Source organism: Amycolatopsis orientalis (genome assembly GCF_000943515.2).
In the GTDB taxonomy this organism is placed as follows: Bacteria; Actinomycetota; Actinomycetes; order Mycobacteriales; family Pseudonocardiaceae; genus Amycolatopsis; species Amycolatopsis orientalis.
This window is the reverse complement of record NZ_CP016174.1, coordinates 4,748,334-4,761,346: the sequence shown is the minus strand read 5'-3', so window position 1 is coordinate 4,761,346 and position 13,013 is coordinate 4,748,334. Positions and strand designations below refer to the sequence as shown.

Sequence of the window (13,013 nt, the reverse complement as noted above, 5' to 3'; positions counted from 1 at the left end):
TCATGACACTTACGGGACCGGAGCGCCGCTACGAGAGGACACCGTCCAGCAGGCGCACCCGCCGATCCGCGATGGCGTGCACGTCGTCGTCGTGCGTCGCCACGATGACCGCCGCGCCCTCCTCGGCGCAGCGCCGCAGCAGCCGGAGCACCCGCGGGGTGCTTCCCGCGTCCAGGTGCGCCGTCGGCTCGTCGGGCAGCAGAACCCGCGGCCGCCCGCTCACCGCCCTGGCGAGCGCCACCCGCTGCTGCTGCCCGAACGAGACTTCGAGCGGATAGCGGTCGCCGAGATCACCGATCCCGAGTTCCTCCAGCAGCTCCGAAACCCTCGTGTGGATGGCCTTCGCACTGGGCTTGGGGATGTCGGACCGGAGCCGCAGCGGCAGCGCCACGTTCTCCGCGATGGTCAGTTCGTTGGCGAGGCCGAGCGCCTGGGGCAGGACGGCGCAGGTGTGCCATGGCGGCGCGCCCGCTATCGGAACGCCGTCCAGCAGGACACTGCCGGAATCGGGCGAGTCGAAGCCGCACAGCAGGGCCAGCAGCGCGCTTTTGCCGGAACCCGACCGGCCGGAGACGGTGATCAGCTCGCCAGGGGCCACGCTCAGTTCGAGTCCGCGCAGGACTTCGACGTCCCCGCTGGGATGGGGGAACCGGCGGCGCAACCCGACGGCCTCGAGGGCGGGTTCCGCCGTCATGGCACGACCTCCCGTTCTTCGACGTCCACCAGGTTGCCCTTGTGCATCCGCGCGACCCGGCTGCCGAGTTCGATGAGCCGGTCGTCGTGCGAGGCGACGATGACGGCGAAATCCTGATCCGCCAGGTATTTCAGCGTGTCGAGCACCAGATCCGCCGACCCTTCGTCCAGCTGGGACGTCGGCTCGTCGGCGAGGACGACGGTCGACCGCCTGGCCAGCGTGCAGCCGAACGCTAGCCGCTGCTGCTGCCCGCCCGACAGCGCCGAGATCCGCCAGCCGCCGGTCCCGCCCAGTCCCAGCTGTTCGAGGATGTCGTCCGGCAGGCATTCCGTCCCGGCCGATTCCGCGGCCGCGCGGAGATTGTCGGCGACGCTCAGATACGCCAGCAGGTTGTCGGTCGGGTTCTGGAACACCAGGCCCAGGTGATCCCGCCGCAGCACCCGCCGGTCACGGTGGCGCAGCTTGCCGGTTTCGGTTCCCTGGAAGGAGATCGTGCCCCGTGCGGGCTGCTCGAACAGGCCGAGTGTCCGCAGCAGCGTGGACTTCCCCGAGCCGGACGGTCCCGCCAGCACGGTGATGCCGCGCGCGGGGATGTCGATGGTGACGTCGTCGACACCGGTGACGGTGCCCGCCGGCGTCTGGTAGTCGACGCCGATCCCGCTCAGCCGGAAGATCGGTTTCTCAGGCACGGATCAGCTCCGCGGTCCGGGCGGTGCGCACCGAGCGCATCGCGATCCAGCCGGCCAGCGCCACCACGAGCACACCGACGGCCAGCACGGTCAGGGCGAACGGGGTCGGGTTGGGCAGCGCCGACCGCGGCGCGAGGAACGTCGCGGGATCGAAACGTGGCACCGAAAGACCCGCGACCGAGACACCGCACGCGACGCCGATGACCACGGCGAGCCCGCTGAGCGCGCCCAGTTCCATCAGATGACTCGCCAGCAGGGCACGCGGCCGCATCCCCATCCGCAGCACCAGCGCCCCGGCGAGGGCGTTCTGGCGCCGGCGGACTTCGACCGCGACCAGCAACGACAGGACCGCCACCACCCCGAGTACGGCGCCGAGCAAGGCCATGAACGAGAACGTCCACGAGACGACGTAGAACGGGAGGGCGTCGAGCGCGGACTCGCGCGTGATGCGGTTGGGCTGCGTGATCCCGGCGGCGGTCAGCGCCTCGGTCAACCGCGCCACCGGCGAACCGGACAGCAGGCTCCACTTGGGCACGGCGCTCAACTGCGCCGCGCTGAGCGATTCCCGCGAGATCACGTACCCGGCCTTGGTGCCGATGATGGGGAACATCGGCAGCTCGCCGACCGTCCTGGCGTCGCCGAGCCCGGCCGGAAGGGCCGGATTCCGGGCGGCGCCTTCGCCGATCCGGATCGCCGCGACCCCGGTGCCCGGAGCCGACAGCAGGCCAAGGAGCCTGTCGACCTCGTCACTGGAGAGCGGACCGAGTGCCGCACCCTGCCGGAACGTCCGCGGATCCACGATCAGCACCACACTGCCCGTGCCGGTCAATTCGCCGACCACCGTGCTGGTTCCGCTGATCTCCGGCGGCAGGGGGGTCTTGCCGGTACCGATGACGCTTTCGGTGTCCACCCGGGTTTCCGCGCCGACGAAGATCGCCGACTTGGTGTGCAGCGCCTCCTCCTGCCCGCGGGCGATACCGATCCCGGTCGCCAGCGTGCCGATGGCCAGCGTCCCGATCACGAGTACGCCGGTGACCGGCGCACGGGCGCTGGCGAGCCGCCGGATCGCCAGTTGCAACGCGGGCCGCGACCACAGCCGCGCGCGATGCGAGGCGTGCAGCGCGAGCCACGCCAGGCGGGCGGCCAGGAGGCCGACGGTGAGCACGACGAACACCGGGTAGGTGAGGGCGAGCGGGTCGACCTGGGGGAGCGGGTTGCCGATCCGGGACCCGTTGCCGTAGTCGACGAGCCGGTCCCAGCCGAGCAGCGCCATCCCGGCGGTAAGCAGTTCCCACGGGAAGATCGCCAGGAGCCTGACTCCCTTGCGGCGTCCGGACCGGACCCGGCCCAGTTCGAACTCCCGGTGCGTGCGGACGGCGATCACACCGGCCAGCAGCGCGAGCGAGGCGAGCAGGATCACCGTCGCGACGAGCGAGCCCACCAGCTGCGCGCCACCGTCCGGTTCGCCTGGTGGTCCGTAAACGCCGAGGAGCAGCCACGCGAGCACCGCCCCCGCCACCCCACCGACGACGATCGGCAACCCGAGTTCGGCGACCGCGAGCAGGCCCAGCGCCACCGGTCCGCTGCCCCGGGCCGAGAGAAGCCTGAGCTGCGCGTGACGACGCTGATGCCATTGCAGCGCGACGGTGCCGATCCCGGCGCAGCCGACCAGGACGCTGATCGCCGCGAGCGGCAGGATCGAGACGAGGACGTTCGACTCGGCCTGATTGCTGATGACCACGGACCGCTCGAACGGCAGCGAGCCGACGATCGCGTCGCCCAGACCGCGGGCACCGAGATCCGCCTGCACGTCGGCGATCAGCGCCTTGGACCGTTCGAGCAGGTCTTCGGCTTCGCTGAGCGTCTTCGGCGGCGTCTCGTAGAACGACAGGTACAGCGTCTTGATCACGGGCAGGCCCACGGTGCGGACGGCATCGTCGAAGGTCTTGGCGTCGGTGGCGAACATGACCGAGTCGACGGGGTCGTTGGCGAGACGGTCGACCACGGCGTTCCGCTGCTGGGAGCACCACCAGCGCGGCGCCGGATCGGGCAGGTCGCGGTACAGCCCGGTCACCGGGGGAAGCGCGGCGCCCTGGAACTTCGGCGTGGTGCCGACGCCGATCCCCTGCGCGCCGGCGACGACGGTACCGAGCCACAGCCCCGGGTCACGCGATCCGCCCGCCAGATCCAGGTGGTCCAATCCGGCCCGGTCCCGATAACCCAGGGTGACCTTGTAATTCGGATCACCGTTGAATTCGGTGCCGCGGATCAGATGCGTATAGCGCGAAGTGACCGGAGCGCCGAAACCGTGTGCCGGGGCATGCCGCTGGACGGCGGCGATCACTTCGGGAGCGGCACCGACGGGAACGTTCCCCTTGCTGAAGACCGGGCCGTAGCTGTCCGGGCAGGCGATCCCGGACTGGTACGTGACGGCCGCGCCGCCCGCCGCGGAGGCCTGCAACACGGCGGCGGTGCCCAGGAAACAAGCCAGTAACGCGGTGACCGCGGCGATGATCAGAGTCAGCGGACTGGTCAACGCCGCCCGCGGAGCCGCTCGCCATGGCATTGTCACCCTGGGCCCGCCGGGAGCCCCCCACCTCACCCGCATGGATACGCACGCTACCGGTCAGGGCGGTTCGGCGACAGAAAGAAATCACCGTTTGTTGCCGACGTGAAGTAAGGCTTGGTCCATTGTGGTGACTCAGTGCCCGCTTACTGACTGTCAGTCACCAATTCGTCGACTGTCGCCGTCGCTCCCTTCGCTCTCTCCTCCGAGAATGCGTTTTCTCCGAGGGCCGCGCTGACGACATCGGAGATCCGGTCGACGTCGCCGCGTTCGCCTTTCGCCAGGGGAGCGCCCACGGATTCCCGGGCAGCCGAGGCGGCGCCCAGGAGTCTCGCGGCCAGCTGGTACTCGCCCGCAGCCGCCTCCGCCCCGGCCAGGCCCTCCAGACCCAGCGCGATCGCGCGGGGATCCTCGCTGTGGCGGGCGATCGCGAGACCGTCCAGCTGGAGCCGTTTCGCGCGTGCCGCGTCGCCGCGCTGCTCGGCGATGAAACCGAGTTCGGCCAGCACCAGGGTGCTGCCCGCTTCGGAGTCCACCCGGCGATGCCAGTCCAGAATGGACAACAGCCGCTGCTCGGCCTCGTCGAACAGCCCCTGGCGGCGCGCGCCGAGCGCGAGCCCGGTTTCGGCGTAGACCTCGCCGGGTTTGAAGCTGTGCTCGACGGCCAAGTCCTTGGCTCGCTGGTGGAACTCCTTCGCACCCTCGAAGTCACCGGTGAGCAGCGCTGTCCGGCCGAGCCAGGACAGCTTGTAGGCGACCTCCGGCCACAACTCCAGCTCCTGCGCGCGGCGAAGGCTTTCCCGGTGGACACGCGCGGCGTGGTCGTAGTCCCCGGCGATCGCGGCGAGCATGCCGATGACGAACGACGCCTGCAGCCAGCCCCAGCGTTCACCCAGGTCGTCGAAGATCCCGGCGCTCTGCGCGGCGATCCGGCCTCCACCGGTGAGGTCACCTCCCGCGATCAGATGGCTCGCCCTGTCGCTCAGCGCGGCCGCCGCGCTCCAGTCGTCGCCGACCTCTCGGGCCGTCTCCAGCGCGCCGAGCGTGAGTTTCTCCGCCCGGCACAGATCGCCGACGGTGGACCAGGCATAGCCGAGGAACCACAGTGTCCGGGCCCGCGCGACGGGATCGGCGATGCCCCACGCGGCTTCCTCCGCGGCGTCCTCGGTGCAGGTGCCGTCGAGAATCGCGATACCGGCGCACCAGCCCAGTGCCCGCGCGCGTTCGTCACCGGTCTCGACGCCCGTGTCGAGTACCAGGTTCAGGGAGCGCCGGGCCTCCGTGAGCCGCCCTCGGAGGTACCAGAACCAGGTCGTCGCGTTCACCAGCCGCAGCGCGAGCCGGTATTCGCCTTGCCGCAGCAGGGTTTCCAGCGCGCGCCGGGTGTTGGCGCCCTCGGCGTCGAACCTGTCGAGCCAGCGCCGCTGGTCCTTGCCGCGCAGTCCCGCGTCGCCGCGTTCGGCCAGCTCGACGTGGAAACGGGCGTGCCGCAAGGACAGCTCGTCGGGTTCGCCCGCACGCTCGGCGTGTTCCCAGGCGTAGGCCGAGATCGACTCCAGCAGCCGGAACCGCGGTTCGCCGTTCCTGCCCGGCCTGCTGACCACCAGCGACCGGTCGACGAGCCGGGACAGCAGGTCGAGGACGTCACCGGGGGCGATCTCACCACCGGCACAGACCGCCTCGGCGGCGTCGAGACCGCAGCCTTCGGCGTGGACGGCGAGCCGGCGCAGCACGATCCGCTCCGGTTCGCTCAGCAGGCTCCAGCTCCAGTCGATCATCGCGCGGAGGGTCTGCTGACGGCGCGGCCCGCCCCGCCTGCCCGAGGACAGCAGGGCGAACCGGTCGTCGAGGCGGGTGAGGAGTTCGTGCACGCCGAGGGTCCGGACCCGGGTGGCGGCGAGTTCGAGAGCCAGCGGGATCCCGTCGAGCGTGCGGCAGATCCGGGCGACCACGGCGGCGTTCTCCGCGTCGAGCGCGAACCCCGGGGCGGCCGCCCCGGCGCGGGCGACGAACAGCCGGACGGCACTCGATTCCCGCACGACGGCGAAATCGGCCTGCTCGGGCAGATCGAGTGGCGGCACCGCCCACACCGTCTCCCCGGGCAGCCCGAGCGGTTCCTGGCTGGTGGCGAGTACCCGCAGGCGGGGCGCCGCCGCCAGCAGCCGCTCCACCAACGCGGCGACGGGCTCGACGACCTGCTCGCAGTTGTCCAGGACGAGCAGGATCTCCTTGTCGCGCAAGGCATCGGACAGCGACCCCGAGAGGGTCTTCCCCGAGGTGGCCTCCTCGTGGAGTTCCAGCGCCGCCGTGAGCACGACGGCGACGAGGTCCTCCGGTGGGCAGGTGGGGCACTCGACGTTGTCCAGACCGGCCAGCTCCACCAGCCAGACGCCATCGGCCATCGCGAGCCTCGACGCGGCCTCGATGGCGAGCCGGGTCTTCCCGACCCCGCCCGGGCCGGTGAGGGTGACCAGCCGCGTGTCGGTGACCAGTGCGCCGACCTCCTTGACCGCCGTCGTCCGGCCGACCAGTTCGGTCAGCGACTCCGGCAGGTTCCCGCGCACCCTCTCGGCGGTACGGACGGGTTCGAGTTCGGGACTCCTGGTGAGGATCGCCTGATGCAGGGCCGCCAGTTCCGGCCCCGGTTCGAGACCGGACTCGTCTCGCAGGCGGGTCCGCAACGCGGTGTACGTCTCGAGCGCCTCGGTGTGCCGCCCGGCGGCGTACAACACGCGCATCAGCAGGCCGCGTAGCCGCTCACGGAGCGGATGCCGTGCGACGAGGGCGGCCAGTTCCCCGGTGAGAACGTCGTGTTCGCCGAGCGCCAGCCGGGCTTCGGCGCGTTCCTCTTCGGCGAGCAGCCGTTCCTCCTCCAGCCGCTGTGCCGAGGCCACCGCGAACGGTTCGTCCTCGAAACCGGCGTACGCGGGACCTCGCCACAACGCCAGCGCGTCCGCCAGCAACGCGGCACGCGCGCGAGGATCGACGGCGTCACGGGCGCGGGCGGTGAGGGCTCGGAACCGGTGGACGTCCAGATCGCCCTCCTTGACGGCGAGGACGTATCCGGCGGGTTGATGGGTGACGAGGTCCCGCGCGCCCGGCTCGGCTCGTTCGAGGGCGCGGCGCAGCTGGGACACCTTGGTCTGCAACGTGTTGCCGGGGTTGCCCGGCGGATGCTCGCCCCAGAGGTCGTCGGCCAGCGACGACACCGAGGCGGCGCGGCCCTCCCGGCTCAGCAGCGAGGCGAGCAGCAGCCGGACCTTGGCCTCGGGCACGACGACGGACTCGCCCGGGGTCGTCCACACGGCGAGGGGTCCCAGCACTCCGAAACGCACGGAACCGACGTTAGCGCGGACCACCGACAAGACCGTGCGCGAAGCCGTGCGTGGACCCGCAGCGATCCGTGCGCGGGCGGCGTCACGGTGGACCCATGACCGAACACGGAAAGACCCCGGTGACCGTACTGGGGCTTGGCGCGATGGGAACCGCGCTCGTAGAGGCACTGCTGGCCGCGGGACATCCGGTCACCGCGTGGAACCGGACCCCCGGCCGCGCCGAGGGCGTGGCGGCGAAGGGAGCTTCGGTCGCTTCGACCGTGTCCGAGGCTCTCGCGGCGAACAAGATCGTGATCGCCTGCCTGCTCGACTACGACTCGGTGCACGAGGTCCTCGACCCGGTCGCGGCCGGACTCGAAGGACGGCAGCTGATCAACCTGACCAACGGCACCCCGGGCCAGGCGCGCGAGATGAGCGCGTGGGCCGGACAACTGGGCGCGGAGTACCTGGACGGCGGGATCATGGCCATCCCGCCGATGATCGGCACGCCCGCGGCGTTCATCTTCTACAGCGGCTCGGGCAGCGTTCTCGCCCACGCACGCAGCGCGCTCGACACCTTCGGCGGCGTCAAGTACCTCGGCGTCGACCCCGGCCTTGCGCCCCTGCACGACATCGCGCTGCTCAGCGGGATGTACGGCAACTTCATGGGCGTCATCCAGGCATTCGCCCTGGTCGGCTCCGCCGGGGTCAAGGCGAGGGAGTTCGCTCCGCTCCTTCGCGACTGGCTCGCGGCGATGGGCGGATTCCTGGACCGCGCGGCCGAGCAGATCGACGACGGCGACTACGTGACAGGCGTCGTCTCGAACATCGCGATGCAGGCCGGGGCCTACCCGAACCTGCTGAAGGCCGCCGAGGAACAGGGCATCAGCGCCGAACTGCTCACGCCGCTCCAGCCACTGATGGACAAGCGGGTCGCGGCCGGACACGGCGCCGAGGACCTGATCGGCGTCATCGAACTCCTGAAGAAGTAAGGAAAACACAATGATCACACTGATCGGGCTCGGCCCGATGGGACAGGCCATGGTCCGGGTTCTCCTGGAGAACGGCCACGGAGTGACCGTCTGGAACCGCACCGCCGCCCGCGCGGACGACGTCGTCGCGGCCGGTGCCGTGCGGGCCGAAACGCCCGCCGACGCGGTGTCGGCGTCGGAACTGGTGCTGCTGAGCCTCACCGACTACGCGGCGATGTACGACATCCTCGGCAAGGCCGAGGACGCGTTGGCGGGCAAGGTGATCGTCAACCTCAGCTCGGACACCCCGGAGAAGACCCGCGAAGCCGCCGACTGGGTCAAAGCCCGTGGCGGGCGGTTCATCGCGGGCGGCGTGATGGTGCCCGCGCCGCTGGTCGGCAAGGAGGAGGCGTACGTCTTCTACAGCGGCCCGCAGGAGGTGTTCGAAAAGCACCGCGACACCCTGGCGCTGATCGGGCGGGCGGACTTCCTCGGCGAGGACGTCCGGCTGGCGCAGCTGTTCTATCAGGCGCAGCTGGACATCTTCCTGACCTCGCTTTCGGTGTTCCTGCACGCGAGCGCTCTCGTCCGCTCGGCGGGGGAGCCGGTCGCGAAGTTCGTCCCCTACGCCAAGGACAACTTCGGGATGCTGGCCTACTACCTGGAGGACGCCGCCAAGCAGGTCGAGGAGGGCGAGCACCCCGGCGACGAGGCCAACGTGACGATGATGGGCGCGACCGCCGACCACATCGTCCAGGCGAGCCGGGACGCCGGGATCGACGTCGCCCTGCCGGAGGCGATCAAGTCGCACTACGACCGGGCGATCGCCGCCGGACACGGGCGCAGCTCGTGGACCAGCCTCTACGAGATCATCAAGAAGGACTGAGGCTTCCGGTCTCGTGAGTGGTAATGACGGTTCTAACCGTCATTACCACTCACGAGGCTTGACCGGCTCGAAGCCGGTGTCTTGGGCAAGGTGTGAAGGACCCTTCACTACTTTCAGGGTCAGGGTCCCGGCAAAGTCGGCATCTTGCTGGTCAGGCACCTCTTCGTCATGGCGCAGGCAGACGACGATGTAGGAATTGGGACGTTGAGTGTCCCAATTCCTACATCGTCGCGGGGTGCGCCGGTCGCGTAGCTTGATCAACAGAGGGCGAGGACCTGTCCCGGAGCTCGGTACATCCCTGAGTGTGGAGGATGTGGGACGTTCAACGTCCCACATCCTCCACACTCGAGCCCCGCAGGCGCCGGCGATGCCCCATCCGAACCACCAGGAACAACGCTGCCCAGCAGCTCTGCGACTCTGCCGAGACCCTGACTTTCAGGGTAGGGAAGGAGGCCTTCACGGACCGGGCTTGGGATCAACCGCCGTCGACGTAGGTACCTAAGACACGGTTTGTTCTAACCGTCATTACCACTCACGACACCCAGTACCTCCAGAAAGGCTTTCGCCGCGGGGGTGACCGTGAAGCGGTTCCAGACGAGGTGCTCGATCCGCGCGGGCCCGTCCTTCACCGGCACGGTGACCACGCCGGTCAGGTTCGGCACGTACTTCGACGGCAGCATCGCCACACCGAGTTCCTGACGGATGAGCCGCGCCATGAAATCGGCGGCCGTCACCTCGAAGGCCACCTCCCGGGTCAGCCCCGCGGCGGCGAAGGCCTGATCGGTCTGGGCCCGCCCCGCCGACCTCGTCGGGAAGTCCACGAACACCTCCGATGAAAGCCGGTTCAAGTCCACTTCGGACTCGACGGCGAGTGGATGCCCGGGCGCCACCACGGCGACGAGATCGTCCCGGCCGAGTTCGCAGGTGGCGACGCCGTCCGGCCGGTCCGACACCGGGAGGCCGAGGAAGGCGACCTCGATCGCGCTGTCCTTGACCTGCTCCACCAGTTCCCCGCTCGCGCCGACCCGCAGCCCGATCCTCACGTGCGGATACCGCCGGTGGAACGTCTTGAGCGCGGCCGGGACGTCGACCGCCGCGACGGTCGGGATGATGCCGACGGTGAGCCGCCCCCGGACCTCACCGACGGCCGCGGCCACCTCCGCGCCCGCCCGCTCGGCGGCGTCGAGACATTGCCGGGCCGCGGGCAGGAACGCCTCGCCCGCGGCGGTGAGCCGCACCCGGCGGCTCGTGCGCTCGAACAGGCGCGCGCCGAGTTCCCGCTCCAGCCGCGCGATCTGGTGGCTCAGCGCCGACTGCACGACGAGGCAGCGTTCCGCGGCGCGCGTGAAGCTGTTCGTCTCCGCCACCGCCACGACGTACCGCATCTGCTGGAGTTCCATGGATCCATCTTGAATCACGATGGATCAAGTGACAAACATGTGTTGGACTCATAGATCGTCCGGGTCGAAGCTGGGAAGCGTGAAAACGCAGACGACCTCCCCGCTCGCCGCCGGGCTCACCGGCACCGCGATGACCGCCTTCGCTCCCATGGTCTGGGGAACGACCTATGTGGTCACCACCGAACTCCTCCCGCCGGGTCACCCGCTGTTCGCCGGTCTCATGCGCGCCCTGCCCGCCGGGCTGATCGCGCTGGCCCTCACCCGCACCCTCCCGCGCGGCAGCTGGTGGCTGAAGGCCGCGGCACTGGGCGTACTCAACATCGGGATGTTCTTCCCCCTGCTGTTCGTCGCCGCCGAACGGCTGCCCGGCGGAGTCGCGGCCACCCTCGGCGCGGCCCAGCCGCTCCTCGTCGCGGTCCTCGCGGTGGCCGTCCTGCGGCAGAGCCCGTCCGCGTGGCGGTTCGCCTGGGGAATCGTCGGGATCGTGGGCGTCGGGCTGGTGGTGATCGGCCCCGCCGCGGGCTTCGACGTCGTCGGCGTCCTCGCCGGACTCGGGGGCGCCGCGACCATGGCGCTCGGCGTCACCCTCACCAAACGGTGGGGCCGCCCGGCGGACGTCGGCCCGACGGCGTTCGCTTCCTGGCAGCTCACCGCGGGCGGACTGTTCCTGGTGCCGGTGACCTTCCTGTTCGAAGGCGCACCGCCCGCCATCGACCTGGACGCGGCACTCGGCTACCTCTGGCTCGGCCTGATCGGCGGCCTGCTCGCGTACGTCCTGTGGTTCCGGGGCATCACCTCACTGCCGGTCACCTCTGTCGCCGTCCTCGGCCTGCTCTCGCCGATGGTCGCCGCACTGCTCGGTGCCGCACTGCTCGGCCAGTCGCTCGGCGCCGTCCAGCTCGTCGGCTTCGCCCTCGCCCTGGCCTCGATCGTGGCGGGCCAGATCACCCCGAAGACCAAGCAGGAAGCCGTCGCCCGATGAAGATCACCGTTGTCGGAGCGTCGGGCATGGCCGGCTCCCGCGTTGTCACCGAGGCCCTCGTCCGCGGTCACCACGTCACCGCCGTGTTCCGCGGTGACCCGCCCGAAGCGCCGCACCCGGACGTCGACGTCGTGCGCGGCGACGCCACCGACATCGACCACATGAGGGGAGTCTTCGCCGGCACCGACGCCATCGTCAGCGCCACAAGACCCGCTCCCGGCGCGGAAGACACCGTGGCGGCCACCATCTCGGCCCTGCTCGACGCCGCGGGCGGTACCCGTGTCCTGGTCATCGGCGGTGCCGGACCACTGCGCTCGCCCTCCGGCGGACTCGTCATCGACGACCCGGCCTTCGTGCCGCCGGAATGGCGGACCATCGCCTCGGCCAGCACGACACAGTTGCGGGCATGCGAGGCCCACCCTGGCGACTGGGTGTACCTGAGTCCGCCCGCGATACTCGAACCCGGCCCCCGGACCGGTTCCTATCGACGTGGGACGACCACGATCCTGACCGCGGCCGACGGCTCGTCCCGGATCTCCGCCGAAGACCTGGCGATCGCCGTCGTGGACGAGCTGGAGCGGCCGCGGCGCGAAAAGCATTTCACCGTCGGCTACTGAGGCAACCCGATCGCGGGATCGAGCGTGCTCTCCATGACGACTTGGGGAGATTCGATGCAGAAGTATCCGTTGAACGAAGGCGAAGTCCTGCTGTGGAGCGGTTCGCCCCAGCGGCGGCAGAAGTGGTTTCCGGAGCACACGGTGATGGTGCTGTTGTTCTTGGTCGTCCCCGCGGGCGTCGCCCTGGAGGTGATCTTCCTCGACATCGGCACGTCGGCGCTGATGTTCGTCGGGCTGCTGCTCGCCGTCTTCTTCGTGCTGTACCAGCGACTGCTCGACCGCCGTTCCCGGGCAGGGGTCACGACGTACGTGGTCACGAATCAGCGGATCGTCTTCGCCGCGAACTGGCTGAACGGCTCGGAGTACCGGTGGGTCTGGCTCAACCGGCTCCTGTTGGAACCTCAAGTGCGTGCCGACGAGACGGGCGTCGGCACGATCGTGTTCGGAAGCCGCTGGAGCCGGGCGCGAGCTCATGAGAACGAACTCCGTGGCGCATGGGCGCCGCCGGCACTGGAGATGTACCAGGTCGCCGACGCCCGGCGAGTCGCCGATCTCATCGCCAACGCACGGGCGCAGCTGATCGCCGTGTGACTCAGGCGCCGCGACCGTCTCGCCACCGCAGTTCGGGCGGGTCGCCGGGGGAGGGCGTCTCGGGACTCCGCTCGGCCTCGATCTGGATCTCGATGTTGGTCTTGTGCGCGATCGGGTCCCAGATCTCCTCGATCGGCGCCAGCAAGGACTGGCTGACCCCTGCCCGGCGCGCACGTGCGGCGTACCACGCGAATCCGGCCAGGAAGAGCGGCAGGCTGAGAAACGCGGCCAAGGGGGCCAGGAAGTCCATGCGGTCGACGATACAGTAACATCGTGTTTCCAGAAACGTACTGTTACTGAATT

General features: G+C 70.0%; 11 protein-coding genes. 5 read left to right on the top strand and 6 right to left on the bottom strand.

All coding sequences use genetic code 11. The features are described from left to right. Positions 1-28 precede the first annotated feature (28 nt). The 4 genes from SD37_RS20865 to SD37_RS20850 form a co-directional block, all read right to left on the bottom strand. The gene (locus tag SD37_RS20865; RefSeq protein ID WP_065912905.1) at positions 29-694 is read right to left on the bottom strand and encodes an ABC transporter ATP-binding protein; all 666 of its coding nucleotides are present in this window, start codon (positions 692-694) and stop codon (positions 29-31) included. Continuing rightward, positions 691-1,383, bottom strand: a complete 693-nt coding sequence (locus SD37_RS20860) for an ABC transporter ATP-binding protein (RefSeq protein WP_044856569.1) — start codon at positions 1,381-1,383, stop codon at positions 691-693. The genes SD37_RS20865 and SD37_RS20860 overlap by 4 nt, the downstream gene beginning before the upstream one ends. Next, the gene (locus SD37_RS20855; protein WP_083255026.1) at positions 1,376-3,949 is read right to left on the bottom strand and encodes an FtsX-like permease family protein; all 2,574 of its coding nucleotides are present in this window, start codon (positions 3,947-3,949) and stop codon (positions 1,376-1,378) included. The genes SD37_RS20860 and SD37_RS20855 overlap by 8 nt, the downstream gene beginning before the upstream one ends. 146 nt (positions 3,950-4,095) lie before the next feature. Next, on the bottom strand, positions 4,096-7,284 hold the full coding sequence (locus SD37_RS20850; protein ID WP_044856567.1) for an AfsR/SARP family transcriptional regulator: 3,189 nt from the start codon (positions 7,282-7,284) through the stop codon (positions 4,096-4,098). Positions 7,285-7,379: 95 nt separating this feature from the next. Here SD37_RS20850 and SD37_RS20845 point away from each other — a divergent pair, with 95 nt between their 5' ends. Further along, entirely contained in the window at positions 7,380-8,255 is an 876-nt protein-coding gene (locus tag SD37_RS20845; RefSeq protein WP_044856566.1) for an NAD(P)-dependent oxidoreductase, read from the top strand. Between the two features lie 10 nt (positions 8,256-8,265). Continuing rightward, positions 8,266-9,120 (top strand): NAD(P)-dependent oxidoreductase, encoded by an 855-nt coding sequence (locus tag SD37_RS20840; RefSeq protein WP_044856565.1) that lies wholly within the window; start codon positions 8,266-8,268, stop codon positions 9,118-9,120. A gap of 515 nt (positions 9,121-9,635) precedes the next feature. Here the strand turns inward: SD37_RS20840 and SD37_RS20835 are convergent. Beyond that, the gene (locus SD37_RS20835; RefSeq protein ID WP_044856564.1) at positions 9,636-10,520 is read right to left on the bottom strand and encodes a LysR family transcriptional regulator; all 885 of its coding nucleotides are present in this window, start codon (positions 10,518-10,520) and stop codon (positions 9,636-9,638) included. Between the two features lie 79 nt (positions 10,521-10,599). On the opposite strand from SD37_RS20835, the gene SD37_RS20830 reads away from it, so the two are divergent. The 3 genes from SD37_RS20830 to SD37_RS20820 are packed head-to-tail and all read left to right on the top strand — an operon-like array spanning position 10,600 to position 12,710. Then, entirely contained in the window at positions 10,600-11,502 is a 903-nt protein-coding gene (locus SD37_RS20830) for an EamA family transporter (RefSeq protein ID WP_236725063.1), read from the top strand. Further along, positions 11,499-12,119: an NAD(P)-dependent oxidoreductase gene (locus tag SD37_RS20825; RefSeq protein ID WP_044856563.1), complete on the top strand. Its 621-nt coding sequence runs from the start codon at positions 11,499-11,501 to the stop codon at positions 12,117-12,119. Before SD37_RS20830 ends, SD37_RS20825 begins: the two co-directional genes overlap by 4 nt. 33 nt (positions 12,120-12,152) lie before the next feature. Further along, positions 12,153-12,710 (top strand): hypothetical protein, encoded by a 558-nt coding sequence (locus tag SD37_RS20820; RefSeq protein ID WP_236725062.1) that lies wholly within the window; start codon positions 12,153-12,155, stop codon positions 12,708-12,710. A gap of 1 nt (position 12,711) precedes the next feature. Here SD37_RS20820 and SD37_RS20815 read toward each other — a convergent pair whose 3' ends face one another. Then, positions 12,712-12,960, bottom strand: a complete 249-nt coding sequence (locus SD37_RS20815; protein WP_236725061.1) for a hypothetical protein — start codon at positions 12,958-12,960, stop codon at positions 12,712-12,714. Positions 12,961-13,013 lie beyond the last annotated feature (53 nt).

Bases quoted from the DNA above. Each gene is read 5' to 3' on its own strand.
- SD37_RS20840 (WP_044856565.1), top strand. From the start codon at position 8,266: ATGATCACACTGATCGGGCTCGGCCCGATGGGACAGGCCATGGTCCGG.
- SD37_RS20815 (WP_236725061.1), bottom strand. From the start codon at position 12,960: ATGGACTTCCTGGCCCCCTTGGCCGCGTTTCTCAGCCTGCCGCTCTTC.
- SD37_RS20835 (WP_044856564.1), bottom strand. From the start codon at position 10,520: ATGGAACTCCAGCAGATGCGGTACGTCGTGGCGGTGGCGGAGACGAAC.
- SD37_RS20865 (WP_065912905.1), bottom strand. From the start codon at position 694: ATGACGGCGGAACCCGCCCTCGAGGCCGTCGGGTTGCGCCGCCGGTTC.
- SD37_RS20845 (WP_044856566.1), top strand. From the start codon at position 7,380: ATGACCGAACACGGAAAGACCCCGGTGACCGTACTGGGGCTTGGCGCG.
- SD37_RS20855 (WP_083255026.1), bottom strand. From the start codon at position 3,949: ATGCCATGGCGAGCGGCTCCGCGGGCGGCGTTGACCAGTCCGCTGACT.
- SD37_RS20820 (WP_236725062.1), top strand. From the start codon at position 12,153: ATGACGACTTGGGGAGATTCGATGCAGAAGTATCCGTTGAACGAAGGC.
- SD37_RS20825 (WP_044856563.1), top strand. From the start codon at position 11,499: ATGAAGATCACCGTTGTCGGAGCGTCGGGCATGGCCGGCTCCCGCGTT.